The organism is Bombella sp. ESL0380, assembly GCF_009725805.1.
GTDB lineage: Bacteria > Pseudomonadota > Alphaproteobacteria > Acetobacterales > Acetobacteraceae > Bombella > Bombella apis.
Genome location: NZ_WNIH01000007.1, coordinates 42016 through 64133, shown reverse-complemented (window position 1 = coordinate 64133; position 22118 = coordinate 42016). Strand labels below are relative to the sequence as shown.

Genomic DNA, 22118 nt, shown 5'->3' with positions numbered 1-22118 from the left:
GGCGGGTCTTCTTCATGGAGGAAGAACGGTCAGAGATCATGGTGGTCATCAGTCATCATCTCCGGATTCTTCCCAGCCGCTCTGGTTATAGCCCCGGGCCGGTGTCACGATGTGGACGGGGTCGCCTTCCAGAAGGTCGGCGGGCGGGTTGTTGATGATGCGGTCATCCGCCGTGATGCCTGCCTGAACCTCGGTGGAGCTGTCCGCCATCTTGCCGACACGGATGTTCTTGAAGTGGACGGTGTTCTTCTGGTCCACGGTTGCCACCTGCATTCCTTTTTCCTGAAAGACGAGGGACCCCGTGGGAATCTTCAGCAGGTGGGAGGCATTATTGTTGGCTTTCAGCGAGACAGAGGCGAAGGTCCCCGGCCAGAGGGCGTGGTCGGCATTGTCCAGCGTGAATTCGGAGACGGCCGTTCTCGTGTTGGGGTCATAGCCGAGGGATGCCGTCAGGAACTTGGCCGTGAAGATGCGGTCCGGATACTGCGGCACGTGGACCTCCGCCGTCAGCCCGTCCGTCAGCATGTAGGAGAAGATTTCCGGCACGGAGATGAAGAGACGCAGGCGGTGCGTGTCCGCCACGGTGAAGAGTTCGGAGGCCCCACCAGTGGCGTTGAGCTGCCCGCCCCCGCTGTTGACATAGTCACCCACATTGATGGAGCGGGCCGTCACGACACCATCGAACGGAGCCACGATCTGCTTGAACTTCTCCAGGGCGGCGAAGTGGTCCACATTGCGCTGGGCTGCTTCCATCTTGGCGTAGGCGGCCTGTTCATCCGCCGTGGCGACGGAGACGGACTGCCCGGAAACGGCCTGGGAGTGCCCCATGGCCCGCCAGCGGTTGGCCGTCACGGAGGCCAGATTGTACTTGGCCTTCTGGGCATCAAGGTCTGCCAGGGCCTGGGCGTACTGGGCATCCAGTGCCGGGGCGTTGATTTCGGCCAGCACATCACCCTGATGGACGACGGCACCGTAATCCTTGTACCACATCTTCACGTAACCGGAGACCTGCGCATAGATCGGCGCCTGATACCAGGCATCAATCGTGCCGGGGAGCGTGAGGCTCACCTTGCTGTCCGCCTTGTGGGGCAGGATGATGGCCACGTTGGGCACGGCACTCTGTTCCGCCACGTCATGCAGGTGGGCGTTGTGGGCCATGCGGCCGAGTAGCAGCACGATGATGTAGAGGCCCAGCGCCAGGGCGATCAGGCCGAGCAGTAATTTGTGTTTGCGGGACATGCTGGCCATCAGACGGTCTCCTTATGACGCGCAGTACGGTTGTGGATGATTGCATAGACACAGGGAACGAAGAGCAGCGTGGACAGCGTGGCGACAATCAGCCCGCCAATCACGGCCCGGCCCAGTGGGGCATTGGTGGAGTTGGAGGTGGCCATGGGGATCATCCCCACCACCATGGCAAGGGCGGTCATCAGCACGGGGCGGATGCGCTCCCGTCCGGCTTCCGTCGCTGCCCGGAGGGCATCACCATGCAGCTCGATCCGCTCCCTGGCGAAGGACACCACGAGGATGGAGTTGGCCGTGGCCGTCCCCATGCACATGATGGCCCCTGTCAGGGCCGGGACGGACAGGCGTGTCCCGGTCAGGAACAGGGCCCAGGCGATCCCGGCCAGTGCGCCGGGCAGGGCGGTGATGATGATGAACGGGTCCATCCAGGACTGGAAGTTGACGACGATCAGCAGGTAGATCAGCACGATGGAAACCATCAGCCCGATGATGAGCTGGCCATAGGCTCCGTACATGGTCACGGCGGCCCCATGGATCTCCGTTGCGGCCGTCTTGGGCAGCAGGGATTTCGTGTCGCTGATGACTTTCTTGACGTCCGTCAGCACGGCCCCGAGGTCCCGTCCTTCGGTGGAGACGTAGATGTCCACCTCCGGCATGGAGTTGAAGTGGGACACCTCACCCGGCGTGCCGGTCGGCACGACGGTGCTGATGCTGCCCAGAAGCTGGTCGCCCGTACCGGTCGGGTTGCCGTCGCCCTTGTCCACCGGAATGGTCAGCAGGTCGCTCAGATGCGTCAGCTGGTCCTGCGAGACGTAGGTGTTCAGCGGGAATGTGACGTCGTTGCTGGGGTCGAGCCAGAACTGCGGGTCCACCGTGCTGGAACCGGAGAGCGTCATCAGCTGGTTGTTGGCGAGGTCGGCCTCGGTCAGGCCGGTGGCCTGGCTGAAGGTCCGGTTGCCACGGATCATCAGTGTCGGTGTCTTCATCGTCTGCTGGATGACGACATCGGCAGCACCCGGGATGTGACGCAGGCGGGTCATGATCTTGCGGGCATAGTCATAATTGTCGGCAATGTCCGGCCCGTTGATCTGGATGTCGATCGGTGCGGGAGAGCCGAAATTGAGGATCTTCGCCGTCAGGTCCGCCGGCTGGAAGGTGAAGACCGTCCCGGGGAAGCGGGCGGAGAGGTCCTTGCGCAGCAGGGCACGATAATCCCACACGGGGGAGGCCTCGTTTTTCAGGGCGATGGTCAGGTCGCAGTCCTGCGTCCCGATGGTCGGTGTCGGGATGAAGGCCTGGTTGTGCGCCCCTTCCGGCAGGCCGCAGTTGCTGACGATCTCTTCCACCTGGCCGGGCAGGTCCTGCTCGATGCGGTCGGAGACCAGAGCGGCAATGCGGCCCGCAACCTCGATACGGGTACCCAGCGGGGCCCGCATGTGCATCTGGAGGGCGTTGGACTTCGTCTCCGGGAAGAAGTCCCGCCCGGCCGTGAAGTAAAGCCCCAATGACAGGACGGAAAGGCCTAGGAAGATGCCGACAAACAGTTTGCGCTGCTCCACACAGCGGACCAGAATGGCGTAATAGCCGTCCCGGAAGCTGTTGAACTTTTCCTCAAAGCCCTGCTGGAAGCGGATGAAGAAGCCCATGACACCGCTGCGTGGTGGCAGGGGAGCGGAGTGATTGTGGCTGTCTGTCCCGTCGCCACGGTTGGCCGGGTGACCGGCTGCCACGGCAGTAGCGTTGGCATCGGCAGTATGCTGCTCCCTGTCCGGGATGTCATGCCCGTGACCATGATTGGCCAGCAGGTATTTTGCCATGGTGGGGACCAGTGTCCGGGAGAGGACGAAGGAGGCGATCATGGCGAAGATGATGGCTTCCGCCATCGGGCGGAAGAGGTAGCCGGCCACGCCGTCCAGCTCGAACAGGGGCAGCCACACGATGCAGATGCAGGTGGTGGAGACGAAGGTCGCCGTCACGATCTGGTTGGCGGCATCGATGATGGCAGGTTCAAGCTCCTTGCCCATTTCGAGATGGGTGTCGATGTTCTCGATCATCACCGTGGCGTCGTCCACGAGGATGCCGACCGCCAGGGCCAGCCCGCCCAGTGTCATCACGTTGATGGATTCCCCGGCCCAGCTCAGCCCGATGACCGAGCAGAGAATGGCCAGTGGGATGGAGGTGGCGATGATGACGGTGGACCGCCACGAGCCGAGGAAGAGCAGCACCACGATGCCGGTCAGGAAGGCAGCGGTGACCATCTCCCGCACCACGTCCTTGATGGCGTCCTTCACGAAGATGGAGGCGTCGGTCAGGATGCTGACCTTCACGTCATCCGGCAGCACGGCCCGCAGGCGGGGGAGGGCCTTCTTTACGCCATCCACCACGTCCAGCGTGGAGGCTTCGCCGCTCTTCATGACGACGACTTCGACGCCCTGACGTCCCTTCACGAGCACGAGGTTCGTCTGCGGATGGCCGCCACGATAGACGTCCGCCACGTCGTGAACGTAGATCACCGCATTGCCCACCCGTTTGACCGGAATGTTGCCGATGGCCTTCATGCTCTTGGGGGTGGCGTTGGTCTGCACCATCCAGTCCACGGCGTCGATCTTCTGGTCACCGGCGGGCAGGACGATGTTCTGGTCATGCATGGCGTTCTGCACGTCCATGGCCGAGAGATGGTGCGCCCGCAGCTGGTCCTGGTTCAGCGTGACCATCACGAAGCTGTCCATCCCGCCATAGGGATGCGGCACCACGGCCCCCTCGACGGTGACCAGAAGCGGACGGACACGGATCATCGCCAGTTTGTAGAGGTCGGACGGCGTCTGCTTGTCCGAGGTGATCTGCAGCGAGATGACTGGAACGGAAGACGCATCCAGCCGCATGATCATCGGGGCCGGGATGTTCACTGGCAGCTGCTTGATGACGGTCTGGGAAATGGCGGTGACTTCCGCCTCTGCCTCGCCAATCTCAGACCCGGGCTGGAAGAAGATCGTCACGATCCCACGCCCGTAATAGGAGTTGGACTCCATGTGCTCGATGCCCTCCACGGTGGAGGTCACCATCAGCTCGTAATTGTAGATGATGCGGCCTGCAAATTCCTCAGGCAGCATCCCGCCATAGGTCCAGACGGCAGAGACCACCGGGATCTTGATATTCGGAAAGACGTCAGTCGGTGTTTTGAAGACTGACATCACCCCGAACATCACGATCAGGATGGACAGTACCACAAAGGTCAGAGGCCGCTTCAGGGCGGTGATGACAATGGCATTCATGGGTCGGACTGTTCCAGTTTTATTCCAGAGGCAGAAGGAAGCCGGGACAATCTAGGCAAAAAGGACGACAGGGCGAATTAAATACTGTTTTAGTCTGAGTTATGACATCTCTGTAAGGTACGGCACCTTCTTCTGTAGGGCAGGCAGAAAGGCCCCTGCTTCTGTTCTACAGTCCTCATCCTGTCACGAGATGACGGGAGCATAGGTTACAGGAATGTCATGGAATGCAGCGCTCCGTCTGTATGGGTACGGAGGAAAAAAACCGCCAAGGGTGTTTCTTCCTTCCGTGCCGATGGTGTCAGTTTTTGGGAAGCTGGTCCGGTGTTTCTGCCTGCGGGATGGAGTGGCGGATGTGTTTCACGGTACTTTCCTTCACGGGGCTGCTGTTATTGCCCCAGCTCTGCCGGATGAAGCTGACAACATCAGCTACTTCCCTGTCAGAGAGCGTGTCCGCAAAGCCCGGCATGGTGAAGGCGGAGGCCGCCGTAGGCAGGGCGTGCATACTGTCGCCGGCCAGAATGATATGGATGAGTGATGTGGCATCATCCGTCATCACGATGGGGTTGCCAGCCAGTGGGGGGAAGACCGTTCCATACCCGGCACCATCGGTGCGGTGGCAGGCGGCGCAGCGGTCCATGTAGGTCTGTGCCCCGGGCTGGGAGAGGTCGGCACGGCGGAGCATGTCGGTCGTCGTGGGGTCATAGACCCAGGGTGTTTCCTTCCGTGCCGGGGCCAGCTGCATGAGGTAACGGGCAATGGCGTGCAGGTCCGCCTCCTTGAAGGCATGGGCACTATGGACGATGACAGGCGTCATCCCGCCAAAGCTGGCACCAGTCCGGGACCGCCCCGTGCGGAGGAAATCCACGATGTCCTGTTCGCTCCAGCGGCCCAGTCCTGTCCGGTTTTCCTGCCGGAGGGAGGGGACGACCCATTGTTCCACCACGCCCCCGCCAGAGAGGAAGAGCGGCCCGTCCTTGGCTGTCTGGGCTTTTTCATTGAGGGTGATGCTGCGGGGGCTGTGGCAGGCCCCGCAATGGCCGGGTCCTTCCACCAGATAGGCTCCACGGGCAAGTATGGGGTCGGAGAACTGGTTGTTGGTGCGCAGCTGGGCAGACTGGATGGAGGGTGAGAACAGCCAGCGCCAGATATGCAGGGGCCAGCGCATGGAAAGTGGCCAGATCAGCCCATTGGCGGGCGGGTCAACAGGCTGCGGTGTCACCCCCCTCTGGAAATAGACATAGAGGGCATGGATGTCCGCCTTGCTCAGCCGTGCGTAGGAGGGATAGGGCATGGCCGGATAGAGGGCGCTGCCATCCTTGCGGATGCCGAGCTGGACGGCCCGGGCGAATTCGGCTTCGGTATAGTGGCCGATGCCGTGGACGGGGTCTGGCGAGATGTTGGTGGAGTAGATGGTGCCTATGGGCAGCTTGAAGGGCATCCCCCCGCTGTAGGGTGGCCGCCCCGGCTGGGTGTGGCAGGCGGCACAGTCGCCCAGAACAGCCTGATAATGGCCCTCTTCAATCAGTCCGGCAGGCAGGGGAGCATCATCAGCCTGTGCAGGACGGGTGGGCAGGGTGGCAGCCACGATGCCCAGCAGACCCAGCCCCATCATCAGCAGGGGGCGAAGGGGGGATGTGCGTTTCGTGCCGGTGGAACGGAGGAACAGGGACATCAGGCGTGTACCATCGGGCCGGGATTGCGGAGATAGGTCTGGCGGATATGGTAAGCGGACCAGTAGGCCAGTGCTGCCACCAGGCCTGTCGGGTTGTATCCCATTCCTTGCGGGAAGGCGCTGGAGCCGATGACGAAGAGATTCGGGACGTCCCAGCTCTGGAGATACCGGTTCAGGGCGCTGGTTTTCGGGTTGCTGCCCAGAATGACACCACCGCTGAGATGTGTTGTTTGATAGATGCGGCTGTCGAAAAGCTGGCCCGGCTGGAGGCTGTTCAGGCTGGTCCGTGTGGCCCCCATGGCCTGGGCAATGTCGCCGATCTGCCTGACGACATACTGGTTCATGCGGATGTCGTTGTCCTTCCATGTGAAGGTCATCCGCAGCATGGGTTGGCCATAGGCATTGCGCCATGTGGGGTCCAGGTCGAGATAGACATCCCGGTAGGCCATGTTGCTGCCATGGGCATCAATGCTGAAGGAATGCCTGTACTGGTCGATCATGGCGGCCTTGTAGGCACTTCCCCAGCGGGGTGATCCTTTTCCGCCACTGCCCTGTGCGGCAGCAATGGGCTTGAGGCCCGCCTGATTGACCCAGACAGGAGACCCGCCAATGAAACCGGCCCGCCCCCGGTCGAAACCGGGCTGGTTGAAGTCATCAATGGCCACGCCAGCGCCGCCGGCGCCGACAAACTGGTTTGTGCAGCGGTTTTCCGGCAGCCAGACACGGGAGGAGGTGATGGTCTGGTAGGTGAAATTGCGGCCGATGGTCCCGCTCTGGCTGACCGGGTCATAGGGTTTGCCAATGCCGGATGTCAGCATGAGGTGGACATTGTGCAGCTGGAAGGCGCTGAGGATGACCAGATCCGCCTCAATGACCTGTTCGGAGTCGGTTTTGAGGTCGATGTACCGCACACCGGTGGCTCTCTTGCGGGTGTCATCCAGCAGGATTTCCAGCACTTGGGCCTGTGTGATGAGCCGGAAGCGTTTGTCCTGCCGCAGAGCGGGCAGGATGTTCACGTTCGGGGAGGCTTTGGAATAGAGATAGCAGGCATAGCCACTGCAATAACCGCAGAAGTTGCAGGGGCCCATCTGGCAGCCATAAGGGTTGGTATAGGGCTGGGAGGCATTGGCGGCAGGCATGCTGTAAGGGTGGAAGCCTGCCTCCCGGGCTGCCTGGCGGAAGACGCTGGCAGAGAAGGTGTCTGCCATGGGCGGCAGGGGAAAATGGCTGGAGCGGTCCAGGGCAAAGACGTTGCCACGGCCTGTTTTCTGCCCCTGCACGGAGGATGCCTCCCCCGAAGTTCCAAAGACCTTCTCTGCCTTGTCGAAAAACGGTTCCAGTTCTCCGTAGCTGATTCCGTAATCCTGGAGGTGCATGTCTTTGGGGATGAATTTCTGCCCGTAGCGCTCAATGGTGGCGCTGCGCAGGCGGAGGTCATCCTCCGTGACGCGGAAGTGGCAGCCTGACCAGTGCAGTCCGGCACCACCAACGCCTTCGCCGGGGAGGAAGGCGGCCAGCTGGCGGTAGGGCAGGGCAGTCTGGTCCGGGCGGTTGCGGATGGTCAGGGAGGTGCGGGCCAGTTTCTGGAAGAGGCGCTTGCGCACGGCGCCCCGCAGTTCGTCAATGGAGCCGGGATAGGTCCCTTCCACGGCTGTGCTGTGGTCGTGCCCACGTTCCAGCATGGTGACGTTCAGTCCGGCCTCTGTCAGTTCCTTGGCCATGATGCTGCCGGCCCAGCCAGCGCCGATGACAACGACATCCGGCTTCGCGGGAGGGAATGTCTGGTCTGTCATGGTTCATCCCTCCTCATTCTGGAAAGAGGCGCTGTATGGGTCCGGTTTTGGAGGCATGCCGACCGGGCCCAGGGGATAGCGGGCCCCGTTCTGGTTGATCCAGTCCATGAAGTCCGCCCTGGCACCGGGAAAATCCATCATTTTCCAGCCAGCCATGTTGTGGTTGCCGCCATAGGCAGGGTCGGAGAAGGCTCCTTCCAGTGTATTGGTCCGCAGCTGCTCGAAGAAGGCGGCACCGGGAATGTCATTGAGGTGGAGCCTGTTATCTTCCAGCGCATGCAGCACCTCATCCTGCCATTGTGGCGAGAGGGCTGCAAAAACGGCATCATGCAGCATGAGGCAATGGGTGTTTATGGGCGTGATGGCCCCACGATAGAGGTCCTGTGGGCTGTAGGGCAGCTGGTAGCCCAGCTCTGGCGGCCCATTCACGAAGGGAGCCTTCATGTACCAGAGGTCACCCCGGCCGTAAGGGGTGGTCATCTGCCTGTCGATGAAGCGGGGTACGCCGAGGGCCTGGGCTCCCGGCCCGTTTTCATCCTGCGGAAAGATGCGCTCGCACGCATGGCAGAGAAAGAGATATTCCTCCGCACTGAAAAAGACGGGCCTGTAATGGGCGGGGTCATCATCCGGGGGGGCGGGCTGTTGTTTCCCATCCTTTTCGTCTGCCCGGGCGGCATGGCTGAGCAGGGGAAGGCTGGAGAGGGAGGCTGCCCCTCCCATGAAGCCACGCCGGGACAGCGGGGCAGGAGCATCGTGGGAGGGAGGGGAGGAAGATGATGTCATCGCACAGGGCGGCCCGGTTTGAGAAAGTCCAGAAGAGGGGGCAGAATGGGAAAAAAGGCAGCAGAAGACAAGTTAACCAGCTGTCATGCCTGCTTTCTTCCGCCTTTTTTCCCGCATTGGGCGCCCAGGTCCGTTATTGGGGCAGGGTGAGCATGTGGGGCTGGGGAGAATGGATGCGGCCTGCGGAAGGTGCCTGGCCTGTTTCCGTATCAGCCGGTTTCTGCCAGCTGCCGGCAGTGCTGGCAGCATTGCCAACGGCCCGGTCTGCCGTTGCGGTGGCACCGGTCACGACCGTGCTGGCCGGGGGCTGCGGTGCAGCCGGGGGTGTGCCGGACAGATCCGTGCTGCTCAGCTCCTGGCTCTGGATGGTGGCGGCATTCAGCGGTGTGCCTGTTGCGTCCGTCAGCCATGAGGCCAGATGGCTGCGAACCTGGTATTCCAGCTCGACATTCATGTCATCCATGAGCTGTGTGTTGAGCGTATGGAGGTTGTGCTCCAGCCCGAGCTTGCCCGGGGCATCAATCGTGCGCTGGACATGCGCCGTGATGAAGCCGTGGTGATGGCTGGCGGTGTCATTCAGGTTCAGCTGGACTGTATAACTCCCGCTGAGGGCATGGTGCGGGGCCTTGCTCATCTCCGCTTTCGTGATGGTGAAGCTGGCTGTACCGGATGCCCCCATGGCGTGCAGGCGCTGGCGCCCCATAAGGGCCAGAGCGTCGGCGGGGTTGGTCGGGCTGTGGGAGGACAGGGCGTCACTGTCGGGCTGGACCTGGTTGCTGACATCAACCTGGCTGACATTCAGGTTGAGGGGGGGCAGGTAGCTGTAATCCGGTGACGGGAATGTTTCCTCTCCGGAACCGCCGGAGGCACAGCCTGCCAGCAGAGCCAGCGCACAGCCCATTCCCAGGCTGAAGAGAGAGGAACGCAGCTTCATGCGGCTGACCAGATGAGGCGTTCTGGCACTATGGTTCGTCATGGTTTTCATGTCCGGCGCCTGTTGTTTTTTCGTGGTCCTGCGGGGTGAGCCGGTCCCGGTCGGGCAGGCCTGCTGTCCGACCGGCCTCAAAAAAGAAAGACTGCCCCCAGTGTCTGGAAGAAAATGGAAAAGATGTCCGGTTTTGTCCAGTCTCTTCCTGTGTGGTGGCCTGTGTATCGGTCTGGGAGGACGAAGGTGCCAGGGCGATGTCCTTCCACAGGGCCGAGGCCTTGCCCACGCCATAATCTTCCAGCCGGAAGGGGTGGGCATGTTTCAGTTCCTCAATGCAGTTGGGGTTGCTGATGAACCATGAGAGGAGAAAGATGGGGACCAGTGGCGTAAGCGGCCCATCTCCCAGCAGGAGTTCACCCTGCGGGTGGTAGAAAAGGGGCTGCTGTGTTGTTTGCGGGTCTATCTGTCCTGCCGGGCCGGGCCAGAAGAGGTAGAAGGTTTCTCCGTTTCTTTCGTCACTGAAGCGGCAGGCCACACCTCTGTCTGTCGGCATGGTCAGTTCGGCCCGGATGATGCGGCCACTGAAAGGGGAGCAGGCCAGCGTGTGGGGGCCGGCGGGCCGTGTCTCCAGCATGGCCCGGATGAACCGGGGCGCAAAGGGCTGGCCAGTTGCATCCGCTGCCTCCAGCTCCAGTGAGGTCTCTTCACCATCCAGCAGTGTGGCGGGAGACAGGACAAGAAGCGACCTGCTGACAGAGCGGAACCAGAGGCCGAGCAGCTGGAGGCGGGCCGTGTGCGGCAGGTTGGTGAGTGGGGCCATGGCCTCATGCGGGAAGCAGGCCTCGGCTGGCAGAGGCGTTACCCGGCCCAGCAGCGTCGTGCTGAGTTGCTGTAGGGCGGGGGCAACGGCCTCCCTGATCTTCTGGCTCCAGTGTTTGTCCAGCGCTAGGGCGTGGCAGGCGAGGATATCCCCTTCAGGTGTGAGCCACCAGCAGGCTTCCTGCCCTGTGTGCCTGTGCTGGAGACTCAGGACCTCCATCCCGGCAGGGGCCGGATGACGCCCGTTGCACTGCCAGCCCGGATAGAGCCGTTCGACGGGCTGCCTGTCCCGCTGGAGAGGTACTGGGAGCCCTGCTGTCATGGCGCTCCAGCATCACCGTTTTTCTGGCCATCGGGCAGGCTTTCACGGGTGAAGGTGAAAGCCGTGTTGCAGAAATGGCATTCCATGGAGATCACGCCATCCTGTGCCATGTGGTCGAGGTCCTCCCCGCTGAAACGTTCCAGCACACCCTGGAGGCGGGCCCGGCTGCACCGGCATCCGAAAGAGAGAGGCCTGGCCGGGGCCAGCTCCACATCCAGCGTGCCGAAGAGACGGTTGATGAGCGCCCCGGGGGAGAGCTGTGGGTTGAAGAGCTCCTCTGCCGTCAGGGTCTGGCCAAAGGTGCAGGCCGTTTCCCACAGGTCCTGGATGGTGGCATCGGCTGGTCTGTGGTCATCATTGCCCGCAATCGGGGTGCTGTCTGGCAGGCGTTCCAGTACCAGGGCTCCGGCCTGCCAGCCCGATTCTGTATGGCGGGAGAAGAGGTGGATGGCGCAGTCATGCTGCTCACTGGTCTGGAAATAATGTTCGGCCATGTCAGCCAGAGTGGGGCCTTCGAGCCCGACAATGCCTTGATAACGGTCGGTATCCGGCCCCTGATCCACGGTAAAGGCCATATAGCCCTTGCCCAGTAGTCCGGAAGCATCTTCCGGCAGGGGGAGGGTGTAATCTTCAGCCATGCGGGCGGTAAAGCGCAGTTCGCCTGTATCGGTGCAGTCTGCAAGGAACAGGGAAACAGGTCCGTCTCCTTTGACCTGAAGGGAGAAGGACCCTTTGAATTTGAGGGCCGTCGCCATGGCTGCCACGAGGGCGAGCGCCTGTCCGCCAAGGAGGCGGACCGGTTCTGGCAGTTCATCATGGCGGGAGAGGATGGCCCCGGCCAGCGGGCCAAGTGTGATCAGCCGCCCCCGTACTGGCACATGGCCAAGATGGAACGGTGTGATGGCATGGGCGACCGTGAGGTCGGGGACATCATGCGGGCGGGGCGTTGCTGCGGGCGTGGTGGTTTCTGTCACCGGGGTCACAATCCTCTCTGTCGGGCCTGTCTGGCCTGATGCCGTACCCCCTCCGGGGCAGGCATCAGGCGGAAGGGTCTAGCCCTGATAGGCCGAAAGATCATCCTTCTCCATGCACCAGAGCAGAAGCCCTTTCTGGGCATGCAGGCGGTTTTCGGCTTCATCAAACACGATGGAGGCCGGGCTTTCGAACACGGCCTTGCTGACTTCTTCCCCTATATGGGCAGGCAGGCAGTGCATGAACAGGGCCTGGGGTGAGGCCAGCGCCATGAGGGTTTCATCCACATGGTAAGGGCGGAACAGCCTTAGGCGTTTTTCCGCATCTTCATCCCCCATGCTGACCCATGTGTCCGTGATGACGGCATCCGCTCCTGCTGCGGCCTCCTTGGGGTCATGCGTCAGGCGGATGTCACCGCCATTGTCCCGGGCCCATTGCACTGCGGTTTCGGACGGGGTGAACTCCCCTTCCGGTGTGGCCAGATGCAGGGTGAAGCCCAGTCGGGCTGCTGCCTCGATCATGGAGGTGGCAACATTGTTGCCATCGCCGATCCAGGCCAGTTTTTTGCCGGTGATCGGCCCCCTGTGTTCCTCAAAGGTAAGGATGTCGGCCAGAATCTGTACAGGGTGGGAGATCGGTGTCAGCCCGTTGATGACCGGCACGCTGCTCCAGCGGGCCAGCTCACGCAGGTTGGCATCCTTGCCCGTGCGCAGCACGACGACATCCAGAAAACGGGAGAGGACACGGGCCGTATCGGCAATGCTTTCTCCACGCCCCAGTTGCATGTCGGATGGAGCCAGCACGTTGACGGTCCCGCCAAGCTGTTTCATCCCGACTTCAAAGGAGACACGGGTGCGGGTGGAGGGGCGGGACATCATCAGCCCCAGCGCACGGCCGGCCAGTGGCTGGCCGGGGCAGAGCGGATGTCTGCGCCCCTGCTGGAGAGCCTTGACCCGTGCGGCGAGCGTGAGGATGTGCCGCAGTGTCTCGGTGGAGTGGTCCTTGATGTCCAGGAAGTGACGGGGCGATGAGGCCTTGGTGGTACTCACGCAGGTGTCTCCTTACTTGTTGGCAAGGGCGTGAGCAGCACGCCCGATGCGGGTGCAGGCTTCCTGACAGTCAGCCTCGGTTGCAATGAGGGGCGGAACCAGACGCAGCACGTTGTCCCCTGCGCCTATGGCCAGAAGGCCCTCGGCCATGACAGCGGCCAGAACATCCCCGACAGGGATGCGGCAGCGCAGGCCCCGCATCAGTCCGACACCACGGACTTCCTCGAAAATGGTGGGATATTCCCTCACGCAGGCTTCAAGCATTGTGCCAAAGGCGGCACCGGTCTTGCGGACATGCTCCAGAAAGCCGGGTGACAGAATCTCTTTCAGCACGGCCAGCCCGGCCGAGCAGGCCAGTGGGTTGCCGCCATAAGTGGTGCCATGCGTGCCGGGTGTGAGGTGCTGGGCCAGGTCTTCACGGGCCAGTACAGCCCCGAGCGGTACGCCCCCGCCAATGCCTTTGGCGGAGGACACGACATCCGGTGTGATGCCTGCCTGCTCGAAGGCGAAGAGCGTACCGGTACGGCCCATGCCGCTCTGTACCTCATCAATGCCCAGATAGAGGCCTTTCTCATCGCACAGGGCACGGAGGCCCTGCAGGAATTCATGGTCTGCTGCCCGGATGCCACTTTCCCCCTGCACGGGTTCCAGCAGGATGCCGGCTGTCTGGTCTGTCACGGCGGCCCGGACGGCGTTGAGGTCGTTGAAGGGCACATGGTCGAACCCTTCCACCGGTGTGCCGAACCCTTCCAGATAGGCCGGGTTGCCGGTTGCGGAAATGGTGGCCAGTGTCCGTCCATGAAAGGCATTGTTGAAACAGATGATGCGTGTGCGTTCAGGGTGACCATTTTTGTACTGGGCCCGCCGGATCAGTTTGATGAGGCCCTCATTGGCCTCCGCACCGGAATTGCAGAAGAGGACTGAATCCGCAAAGCTGTTCGCCACCAGCATGTCCGCCAGGGCCCTGGCCTGTGGAACCTGATAGAGGTTTGAGACGTGGATGACTTTGCTGGCCTGTTCGGTGATGGCCTTCACGAGGGCCGGGTGGCTGTGGCCAAGGGAGGACACGGCAATGCCAGCCCCGAAGTCCAGATAGCGTCGTCCATCCGTGCCGGTGAGCCAGAGGCCTTCGCCATGCTCAAAGGCAAGGTCAAAGCGTTTGTAGTTCGGCATGATGGAGGCGATCATGGTGGACGCGTTCCCGGTCTGAAAAATCAACGACATACAGCCCGTATCCGGTGGCGCATCAGTTCCATGCCTCCAACGGAAAATACCCCTGTCCGGTTTTCAGATCAGGGGGAGCTGCCCGACCATACTGCTTGCAGAACGGGGAATCGTCAAACCCTGTTTTGCAGGCAGGCCATGGAGGGCTTTGCAGCCGGACGCATGGCCTTCAGTCCGGCAGCCGCCGATAGATGAGATTCCGTGCCAGCCAGCAGCTGACACGCAGCTGGTGGAGGCGCCCGTTCCGCCGTTCGAAGTGGAGGGTCCAGTCGCCGGGCGGGGTGTGATCCAGAGCCCGGGGGCAGGGGAAGGCCCACAGGTCCGGTCCCAGTCCAGTCAGCCGTTCCATCCGCCCTGTTCCCAGAAAACCGGAGAACCCGCCATGCAGCAGCCCGCTCTGGCTGGTGATGGTGAAACGGGAGCCGTCCAGCTCCTCACATTCATAGTCTCCGGCAAGTTCTTCCGGGTCGGGCTGGGGGCTGGCAGGGTAGGGGCGGAGCAGGGCATGCCGGTTCTCCCCTGGCCGTTCCATGATGATGTGGGGCGTAGGGATTTCCTGTGTGCTGGCCTGCATGTGTTCGCCCTGTATATGCCGCACACGGAGGTTCCCGGCCTCGGCAAGCTGGGGGGAGATGATGTCCAGCGTTTCCGGCAGCATGAGGTAGCGGAGCTGAAGCTTGCCCGGTGCTGCTGCGGTGATGCGGGCGGAGAGGCCGGTTTCCTCATCCAGCCAGAGGCCCTCCAGTGCATGGGGAGCCTGTCTGCCAGAGGGGGCCTGCCGGGCAGCCGGTTTTCCCTCTTCTCCCAGAAAGGCCCGGAACAGGTTGGCGGCGGCCTGCTGGGCCGGGGACATGTGGTTGAAGAGGACCACGACAGAGAGGCGCAAGGCGGCACAGTGCAGCCGGTGGGACCGCCAGCCCCGCAGGGCGCCGCCATGGGCTGTGACCTCATGGCCTGCGATGGTGCCATGCTGCAGCCCGAAGCCGTAAGGCGCCTTGTGCCCGTTATCGAACAGGACGGGGCGGCTCATGCGGTTATAGAGGCCTTCGGGGTCATCACGCTGCTGGTCGATGAAACGTTCCCAGGCGATCATGTCATCGAGCGAGGCTGCCATCCCGGCATCCCCTGTCCAGTAGATGTGATTGCGGGCGGGCCAATAGCCGCCCTCCTGTGTCCCCTCATAGCCGGTTGTGCCATCGGGCAGGGCGCTGGTTTCCGCCGCCAGGATGGCCCGCCTCATGCCGACCCTGTCGAAAACATGCTGCTGGAGCAGCTCGGCAAAGCTCAGCCCGCTTTCTTCTTCCATCGCCTCGGAAATCAGACGGAAATTCTGATTGACGTAGGAATAGGATGTGCCGGGAAGAAACTGGAGGGACCGTGTCCCGGTGATGACCCTGTCGGAATCCGCCGGGCTGAATGTGCCTTCAATGGCGGCACCATGCAGCATGGCCACGGCCCAGTAATCCCGCAGGCCGGACTGGTTGTGAGCCAGCTGTGTGACAGTGGGCGGGTCGGAGCGGAGCCGGGGCAGCCGCCTGTGGATGTATGGGGCCAGGGTTTCCGGGTTTTCGTAACGGTCCAGCAGGGTGGCGCAGGTGAACTGCTTGGTGATGGAACAGATGCGGAACAGGCTTGCGGGCGTGAAAGGCAGGCGGCGTTCCAGCGAGGCATAGCCCCAGCAGTGCCGGGCGATCACTTCCCCCTCATGCAGGACGGCAACAGCTCCACCGGGGCCGGGATAACGGGAGGCCGTGGCGTGCATTTCTTCCTTCAGGCGCCCGGTCCGGGGCAGGATGGAGTGTTGTGCGTGCATGAGAACTCACTGGCGGGTACTATGGAGAGGCCTGTTACCAGTGATGAAGATTTTGGACGGGCAGGGCAAGAGCAAGTTATGGACTGATCGCATGGATGTTATCCCACCTTCACCAGATTATCAGAGCCTGAAAGACGCAGCTCTGGCCCATCTGGCCCGCTTTGCCACGACCCGGCAAAGCTTGCGGCAGATGTTGCAGCGGCGTGTTCGCCGCTGGGGGGTACGGGCTGCCCGGGCTGGCATGTTTGCCGAGGAGGTCGCTGCACATGAGGCCGTCTGCCTGCCGGTTATCGACCAGATCGTGGAGGAGATGGGGCGCCTCGGAGCTGTGGATGATGCGGCCTTTTCCCGTTCCAGGTCCCGCAATCTGGCCCGTGCCGGGCGGTCCCGCCGAGCTGTGCAGGCCCATCTTCAGGCAAGGGGCGTTGATGGTGAGACGGTCCGGCAGGCGGTGGATGAGAGCCTGGGAGAGGCAGGGGAGGAGCAGGCCCATCAGGCCGAACTGGCCGCCGCACTCATCCTGGCTCGCAAAAGGGCGGTCGGGCCATTCCACAGGCCCGACAGGCCGGAGAAGGAACACATGAAGGTACTGGCCATTTTTGCCCGCAACGGTTTTTCGCAGGATGTTGCGGAGAAGGCGCTTGGAATGGACAGGGAGGATGCGGAAGATTTGATTATCGGATTCCGGTCCCTGTGATGTTCCGTTGGGCAGGAACCAGATTCAGCCTCAATGTCCGGTTAGGCTGATGTCTGGCGAGAATGGGCAGAGCGTGAGGTGGACCATGCAGAAAAGCGGGGCTGTCATGCAGGGATGGCAGATGTGGGACCGCCGGAAGGAGGTGCTGGCCCTGTGTGTCTGCCTCACTCTCGGAGCATGCAGCTCGGTCGGATCCTACCATGGGCCGGTGCAGTGTGCGCCTTATGCGCGGCAGGTGAGTGGGGTCAACCTGCGGGGGCGGGCTGCCAGCTGGTGGTGGGAAGCCCGGGGCCATTACCAGCGTAGCCACAGGCCACAGCCGGGGAGTGTGCTGGTGTTCCGGGCAAGCTCCCGTATTCCGGATGGGCATGTGTCGGTCGTGCGGCGCCTGCGGACGAGGCGGCGGATTGAAGTGGATCATGCCAACTGGGTTGGCGGGCGTATTGAGCACAGCGTGCCGGTGGAGGACATCTCCCCAAGGGGGGACTGGTCGCTGGTCCGGGTCTGGTGGGCCCCGGCAGGAAGTATGGGCAGGCGTGCATATCCCACCTATGGTTTTATCCTGCCAATGCGCTAGGATGCCTTCACGACATGGGTGGGCCCATGGGCCGGGGGTTGCACAATCAGTACGCCCCTGCCACATGGGGGACGCCTCAACCTTATCAGGGAGTATGGTCCTATGGGCAGCATGAGTCCGATTCACTGGATAATCCTTGCCGTTATTGTACTGGTGCTGTTCGGGGGTGGCGGCAAGATCAGCAGCCTGATGGGCGATTTCGCCAAGGGGATCAAATCCTTCAAGAAGGGCATGGCCGAGGATGACCGGGAGGGAACCGCCGCCCCGCAGCAGGCTGACGAACGTCTGTCCCCGCCCCAGCCCCAGCAGGGTACGGCAGCGCCCCATCAGCAGCCGGATGCCCGTATGGCTGATGATGAAAGCCACCGTTCCCGCTGATCCCGCTCTGCGGAACAGTTCCGGCACCTGAAGACCCGATGATACCCATATGACTTTCTGCACAGACTGGCGGGCCGTGCCCCGCTCCTGCTGGGGTGCGGCCGTGGCTCTGGGCAATTTTGATGGCGTGCATCGAGGTCATGTCCATTTGCTTCAGAGCCTGAAGATGGCTCGCCCCGGCTGTCGGTTGGGGGTGCTGACCTTCGAGCCACATCCACGGTCTTTTTTCCGTCCGCAGGACCCACCCTTCCGTCTCATGCGGCCGGAGGTGCGTGCCGCCGCCCTGAAGGAACAGGGCGTAAGCTGCATCGTGCAGGCAGAGTTTGATGAGGCTTTTTCCCATCTGGGTGCCGAGGCCTTCGTGCGGGATGTGCTGATCGAGGGGCTGCATGTGGCTCATGTGGCCTGTGGGGCGGACTTCGCCTTCGGGCACCGGCGGGAGGGTGATGTCACGTTTCTGGAGCAGCTTCTGGTGGAGCATGGTGTGGGCGTCAGTATCGTCCCGCAGCTGGCGGATGTGGCAGGGCCGGTGTCTTCCAGCCGGATACGCCGTCTCCTTCAGGAGGGTTATCCCGAGAAGGCAGCGGAGCTTCTGGGGCGCAACTGGGCCATCACGGGAGAGGTGGTCCAGGGGGATCAGCGGGGGCGCCTTCTGGGGTTCCCGACAGCCAACATTGCGCTGAAGGAGCATCTGGAGCCTGCCAGGGGTGTCTATGCCGTGAGGGTGCAGATGCCGGACGGCCGGCTCGTGCCCGGCGTGGCCAATCTTGGCCGCCGCCCGACCATCAATGACGGGCGGGAGAGCCGGCTGGAGGCTCATCTTTTCGATGTGGATGAGGACCTGTACGGCCAGATTCTGGGGGTGGAGCTGGTTGCTCTGCTCCGGGACGAGAAACGCTTTTCCTCCCTTGATGAGCTGAAGGCCCATATTGCGGCAGATGCCGCACAGGCGAAGCAGGTGCTCGGCAAGACAGGGGGTTGACCGGGACGGCAGGCTCTCTCCATAAGTACAGTTATTTTTATCCCGTACTGAGAGCTGGCGCACCTATTCCATGTCTGAGCCTGTAGAAAAGACCGATACCGTTTTCCGTGAGCAGCAGGAGCGTTACCGGGGAACGGTCTTCCTGCCCAAGACGTCTTTCCCCATGCGGGGCAACCTGCCAAAGCGGGAACCGGACATGCTGGCCCACTGGGCGGAGACGGGGCTGGATGGCCAGATAGCGGAGGCCGGACGTCGGGCAGACAGCATCTTCACGCTGCATGATGGCCCGCCCTATGCCAACGGGCATATCCATATCGGCCATGCCCTCAACAAGGTGATGAAGGACGTCATCAACCGTGCCCAGCGCATGAATGGGGCGCAGGTGCGCTACATGCCGGGATGGGACTGCCACGGCCTGCCGATCGAGTGGAAGGTCGAGGAGGAATATCGCCGGAAGGGCAAGGACAAGGATGCCGTGCCGGTTCTCCAGTTCCGTGCGGAGTGTCGGGAATATGCCGCAAAGTGGGTGGAGGCCCAGCGGGAGGACTTCAAGCGTCTGGGCATCCAGGCGGAGTGGGACAACCGCTACGTGACGATGGACTTCGCCTCCGAGGCGCAGATTGCCGAGGAAATCGGCAAGTTCCTTCTCAATGGCCGTCTCTATCGTGGGTTGCGCCCCGTGATGTGGAGTCCGGTCGAGAAGACGGCCCTGGCCGAGGCGGAAGTCGAATATCACGACATCACCTCCACGACCCTGTTCGTGGCTTTCCCCAATGTGAAGGACCCGACGGAAGGGCAGCTGCTCTCCGGTGCCTCGGCCGTGATCTGGACCACGACCCCGTGGACGATCCCCGTCAACCGGGCACTCGCTGCCGGGCCGGACATCACCTACACGGTCATCCATGTCACCGGCGTGGCCGAGGACAGCCTCGTGCCGGTTGGGGCAAAGCTGATCGTGGCCGTGGACCGTCTGGAAGACTTCCTCTCCGGCGCAGGCGTTACCGGGCATGAGGTCCTTCACACCCTTCCCGGCCGTGCGCTGGAAGGAGCCGTGTTCGCCCATCCGCTGCGGGGGCGTGGGTTTGATTATGACGTGCCGCTGCTGCTTGGTGATTTCGTCACGACGGATGCCGGTACTGGTCTGGTGCACATGGCCCCGGCGCATGGTCATGACGACTTCATGCTCTGCCGTGCCCACGGCGTGGAAGTGACGGAAGAGGTCTGCGACAACGGAACCTATGTGGACTGGATGCCGGAGCTTGGGGGTGTTCATGTCTTCAAGGCCACGCAGCCCGTATGTGATCTGCTGACACAGGTGCGGGATCAGGCCCGGCAGGACGGTGCCCCGGCCCGTGGCCTTATGGCCCGGGCGGAGATCGTCCATTCCTATCCCCATTCGTGGCGGTCCAAGAAGCCGGTGATTTTCCGGGCCACGCCGCAGTGGTTCATCGCCATGGAGCCCCGTGAAGGGGATGAGGGTGGCCCAGGCCTGCGTGAGCGTGCCCTGAAGGCCCTTGATGACATCAGCTTCGTACCGGCCAGCTCCCGCCGCCGCCTGACGAGCATGATCGAGCAGCGGCCGGACTGGTGCATCTCCCGCCAGCGGTCCTGGGGCGTGCCGATCGCCGTGTTCGTGGAGAAACGCACCGGTGAGGTGCTGCGGGATGCCGATGTGATGTCCCGCATCGTGCAGAGCTTCCGGGAGCGTGGGGCGGATGCCTGGTATGACACGGACCCTGCCGTCTATCTCGGTGAAGGCCGCAATCCGGAAGACTATGATCAGGTTTTCGACATTGTTGACGTCTGGTTCGAGAGCGGATGCAGCCATCGTTTCGTCCTGCATCAGGAGGGCGTGAACTACCCGGCTGACCTGTATCTGGAAGGTTCCGACCAGCATCGCGGCTGGTTCCAGTCCTCCCTGCTGGAAAGTGTGGGGGCCGAAGGCGTGGCGTCCTACAGGACGGTCGTGACGAACGGGTTCGTGCTGGACGGGCAGGGGCGCAAGATGTCCAAGTCCCTCGGCAACACCATCGTGCCTGATGACGTGACGAAGACGCTGGGTGCGGACGTGCTGCGCCTGTGGGTCCTGAACTCTGATACCAATGAGGACCTCCGCATCAGTCAGGAGATTCTCAAGCAGCAGGGCGAGCTGTACCGCCGTGTGCGGAACACGCTGCGCTGGCTGCTGGGGGCACTGGATGGCTTCACGCAGGCCGAGGCCCTGCCGCTGGGCTGGGATGACGTGTCCGCCCCGGTGGACGTGATGCTGGACAGGCTGGTCCCGGACGAGGCGGCCCGTGCCCTCCGCCACAAGGCAACGGTGAAGGCCCGCAAGGCCCTGCCGCTGTTGGAGCAGTACATTCTGCACCGTCTGTACGAGCTGTACCAGCGTGTGCAGGAGGCGGTGAAGACCCATCAGTGGAACGGCGTCTATCCGCTGCTGCACAATTTCTGCAACAATGAGCTGTCGGCCTTCTATTTCGACATCCGCAAGGACGTCCTCTACTGCGATCCGACGGACTCCCATGCACGCCGGGCGGCCCGCACCGTGCTGGACGTGCTGCACCGTGCCCTGACGACGTGGCTGGCCCCGGCTCTGGTCTTCACGGCGGAAGAGTCGTGGCAGGCCCGTTTCGGGCAGGAAGGCAGCGTGCATCTGGAGCGCTTCTTCGTGCCGGAAGAAGGCTGGCATGATCCTGAACTGGCCGGACGGTGGGAGACCCTGCGTCAGGTCCGCCGCCGTGTCACCACGGCTCTGGAAGTCGCCCGCCGGGAAGGGTTGATCGGCTCCTCGCTGGAGGCCCAGGTCCATCTGCCCCTGACGGCCGATGAGCAGGTCGTGTCCGAAGGGATCGACTGGGCGGAGCTTTGCCTGGCGTCCGAGGTCCATGTGCAGCCGGGTCAGGCCGAGGATGAGGTGAGGGTCAGCCGTGCGGACGGGCAGAAATGTGCCCGTTGCTGGCGTGTCCTGCCTGATGTCGGGCAGAATGAGGACCACAGCCATCTCTGCCTGCGCTGTTTTGGTGCGGTGAGTGCATGAGGTCGGCCCGGGCTGAAGGTACAGGGAGCGGCGCATCCCCGGCCCCTGTACCGGGGTCGCCACGGTGGCGGCTGGTCGGGTTGGTAACGGCTCTTGCTGTCCTGTTCGTGGACCAGGCGAGCAAGGCATGGATTCTCTACGGGCTGAACCTGCCGGCACGGGGGACCATGGATGTCATGCCCTGCTTCAGCTTCACGATGGTATGGAATCACGCCGTGACGTTCGGCATGTTCGGCGGGCACGGACGCTGGCTGTTCATTGCCATCTCCCTGCTGGCAGTGTTGGGGCTTCTGGTCGTTCTTCTGCGGTCACGCCGTCGGCTGGTCAGTCTTGCCTGCGGCGGGATCATCGGGGGCGCCATTGGCAATGTGATAGACCGTCTTCATTACGGGGCCGTAGTGGATTTCCTGCATTTTCATGTCGGGGGATGGTCCTGGTATGTTTTCAACATTGCGGATTCCGGCATTGTCTGTGGTGTTGGCCTGTGGCTGCTGGACTCCTTTCTGGCGGAGCGGCGGAGCCGGAATGGCTGAAGTGACAACCGGCTTGCCC

General features: G+C 62.6%; 17 protein-coding genes. 6 read left to right on the top strand and 11 right to left on the bottom strand.

What is annotated here, in order from left to right; translation table 11 throughout:
• Positions 1 to 48: 48 nt before the first annotated feature.
• From GM608_RS07870 to GM608_RS07820, 11 genes are all read right to left on the bottom strand, one after another.
• Positions 49 to 1248, bottom strand: a complete 1200-nt coding sequence (locus GM608_RS07870) for an efflux RND transporter periplasmic adaptor subunit (RefSeq protein WP_081562918.1) — start codon at positions 1246 to 1248, stop codon at positions 49 to 51.
• Positions 1248 to 4517, bottom strand: coding sequence for an efflux RND transporter permease subunit (locus tag GM608_RS07865; RefSeq protein WP_043558958.1), 3270 nt, complete (start codon positions 4515 to 4517; stop codon positions 1248 to 1250). Before GM608_RS07865 ends, GM608_RS07870 begins: the two co-directional genes overlap by 1 nt.
• A 298-nt stretch (positions 4518 to 4815) precedes the next feature.
• On the bottom strand, positions 4816 to 6189 hold the full coding sequence (locus GM608_RS07860; protein ID WP_227449727.1) for a cytochrome c: 1374 nt from the start codon (positions 6187 to 6189) through the stop codon (positions 4816 to 4818).
• Positions 6189 to 7982, bottom strand: coding sequence for a GMC family oxidoreductase (locus GM608_RS07855; protein WP_081562916.1), 1794 nt, complete (start codon positions 7980 to 7982; stop codon positions 6189 to 6191). The genes GM608_RS07860 and GM608_RS07855 overlap by 1 nt, the downstream gene beginning before the upstream one ends.
• Before the next feature lie 3 nt (positions 7983 to 7985).
• Positions 7986 to 8765, bottom strand: coding sequence for a gluconate 2-dehydrogenase subunit 3 family protein (locus GM608_RS07850; protein ID WP_249109811.1), 780 nt, complete (start codon positions 8763 to 8765; stop codon positions 7986 to 7988).
• A gap of 133 nt (positions 8766 to 8898) precedes the next feature.
• A complete protein-coding gene (locus tag GM608_RS07845; protein ID WP_156878836.1) occupies positions 8899 to 9741 on the bottom strand; it encodes a hypothetical protein in 843 nt (280 codons plus the stop codon).
• Positions 9728 to 10834, bottom strand: a complete 1107-nt coding sequence (locus tag GM608_RS07840) for a hypothetical protein (protein ID WP_333645348.1) — start codon at positions 10832 to 10834, stop codon at positions 9728 to 9730. Before GM608_RS07840 ends, GM608_RS07845 begins: the two co-directional genes overlap by 14 nt.
• Positions 10831 to 11808: an Hsp33 family molecular chaperone HslO gene (locus tag GM608_RS07835; protein ID WP_248461115.1), complete on the bottom strand. Its 978-nt coding sequence runs from the start codon at positions 11806 to 11808 to the stop codon at positions 10831 to 10833. Before GM608_RS07835 ends, GM608_RS07840 begins: the two co-directional genes overlap by 4 nt.
• Before the next feature lie 78 nt (positions 11809 to 11886).
• Positions 11887 to 12855: an ornithine carbamoyltransferase gene (argF, locus tag GM608_RS07830; RefSeq protein ID WP_192848726.1), complete on the bottom strand. Its 969-nt coding sequence runs from the start codon at positions 12853 to 12855 to the stop codon at positions 11887 to 11889.
• Between the two features lie 12 nt (positions 12856 to 12867).
• Positions 12868 to 14043 (bottom strand): aspartate aminotransferase family protein, encoded by a 1176-nt coding sequence (locus tag GM608_RS07825; protein ID WP_043559342.1) that lies wholly within the window; start codon positions 14041 to 14043, stop codon positions 12868 to 12870.
• Between the two features lie 205 nt (positions 14044 to 14248).
• Positions 14249 to 15892, bottom strand: a complete 1644-nt coding sequence (locus GM608_RS07820) for a D-aminopeptidase (protein ID WP_333645347.1) — start codon at positions 15890 to 15892, stop codon at positions 14249 to 14251.
• A 91-nt stretch (positions 15893 to 15983) separates the two neighbouring features.
• Here GM608_RS07820 and GM608_RS07815 point away from each other — a divergent pair, with 91 nt between their 5' ends.
• The 6 genes from GM608_RS07815 (at position 15984) to lspA (ending at position 22099) form a co-directional block, all read left to right on the top strand.
• Positions 15984 to 16589, top strand: a complete 606-nt coding sequence (locus tag GM608_RS07815) for a regulatory protein RecX (RefSeq protein WP_043558945.1) — start codon at positions 15984 to 15986, stop codon at positions 16587 to 16589.
• Positions 16590 to 16710: 121 nt separating this feature from the next.
• Positions 16711 to 17166, top strand: a complete 456-nt coding sequence (locus tag GM608_RS07810) for a CHAP domain-containing protein (RefSeq protein ID WP_043559339.1) — start codon at positions 16711 to 16713, stop codon at positions 17164 to 17166.
• A 102-nt stretch (positions 17167 to 17268) separates the two neighbouring features.
• The gene (locus tag GM608_RS07805; protein ID WP_043558941.1) at positions 17269 to 17544 is read left to right on the top strand and encodes a twin-arginine translocase TatA/TatE family subunit; all 276 of its coding nucleotides are present in this window, start codon (positions 17269 to 17271) and stop codon (positions 17542 to 17544) included.
• A gap of 49 nt (positions 17545 to 17593) precedes the next feature.
• Positions 17594 to 18526 (top strand): bifunctional riboflavin kinase/FAD synthetase, encoded by a 933-nt coding sequence (locus GM608_RS07800; protein ID WP_043558939.1) that lies wholly within the window; start codon positions 17594 to 17596, stop codon positions 18524 to 18526.
• Positions 18527 to 18596: 70 nt separating this feature from the next.
• Complete coding sequence (gene ileS, locus GM608_RS07795) at positions 18597 to 21566, top strand: isoleucine--tRNA ligase (RefSeq protein ID WP_081562908.1); 2970 nt, start codon at positions 18597 to 18599, stop codon at positions 21564 to 21566.
• Positions 21563 to 22099, top strand: a complete 537-nt coding sequence (gene lspA / locus GM608_RS07790; RefSeq protein ID WP_154981032.1) for a signal peptidase II — start codon at positions 21563 to 21565, stop codon at positions 22097 to 22099. Before ileS ends, lspA begins: the two co-directional genes overlap by 4 nt.
• Positions 22100 to 22118 lie beyond the last annotated feature (19 nt).

Bases quoted from the DNA above. Each gene is read 5' to 3' on its own strand.
- GM608_RS07825 (WP_043559342.1), bottom strand. From the start codon at position 14,043: ATGATCGCCTCCATCATGCCGAACTACAAACGCTTTGACCTTGCCTTT.
- GM608_RS07810 (WP_043559339.1), top strand. From the start codon at position 16,711: ATGTGGGACCGCCGGAAGGAGGTGCTGGCCCTGTGTGTCTGCCTCACT.
- GM608_RS07865 (WP_043558958.1), bottom strand. From the start codon at position 4,517: ATGAATGCCATTGTCATCACCGCCCTGAAGCGGCCTCTGACCTTTGTG.
- GM608_RS07855 (WP_081562916.1), bottom strand. From the start codon at position 7,982: ATGACAGACCAGACATTCCCTCCCGCGAAGCCGGATGTCGTTGTCATC.
- GM608_RS07870 (WP_081562918.1), bottom strand. From the start codon at position 1,248: ATGGCCAGCATGTCCCGCAAACACAAATTACTGCTCGGCCTGATCGCC.
- GM608_RS07800 (WP_043558939.1), top strand. From the start codon at position 17,594: ATGACTTTCTGCACAGACTGGCGGGCCGTGCCCCGCTCCTGCTGGGGT.
- ileS (WP_081562908.1), top strand. From the start codon at position 18,597: ATGTCTGAGCCTGTAGAAAAGACCGATACCGTTTTCCGTGAGCAGCAG.
- GM608_RS07805 (WP_043558941.1), top strand. From the start codon at position 17,269: ATGGGCAGCATGAGTCCGATTCACTGGATAATCCTTGCCGTTATTGTA.
- GM608_RS07850 (WP_249109811.1), bottom strand. From the start codon at position 8,765: ATGACATCATCTTCCTCCCCTCCCTCCCACGATGCTCCTGCCCCGCTG.
- GM608_RS07820 (WP_333645347.1), bottom strand. From the start codon at position 15,892: ATGCACGCACAACACTCCATCCTGCCCCGGACCGGGCGCCTGAAGGAA.
- GM608_RS07840 (WP_333645348.1), bottom strand. From the start codon at position 10,834: ATGACAGCAGGGCTCCCAGTACCTCTCCAGCGGGACAGGCAGCCCGTC.
- GM608_RS07860 (WP_227449727.1), bottom strand. From the start codon at position 6,189: ATGTCCCTGTTCCTCCGTTCCACCGGCACGAAACGCACATCCCCCCTT.
- GM608_RS07815 (WP_043558945.1), top strand. From the start codon at position 15,984: ATGGATGTTATCCCACCTTCACCAGATTATCAGAGCCTGAAAGACGCA.
- GM608_RS07845 (WP_156878836.1), bottom strand. From the start codon at position 9,741: ATGACGAACCATAGTGCCAGAACGCCTCATCTGGTCAGCCGCATGAAG.
- lspA (WP_154981032.1), top strand. From the start codon at position 21,563: ATGAGGTCGGCCCGGGCTGAAGGTACAGGGAGCGGCGCATCCCCGGCC.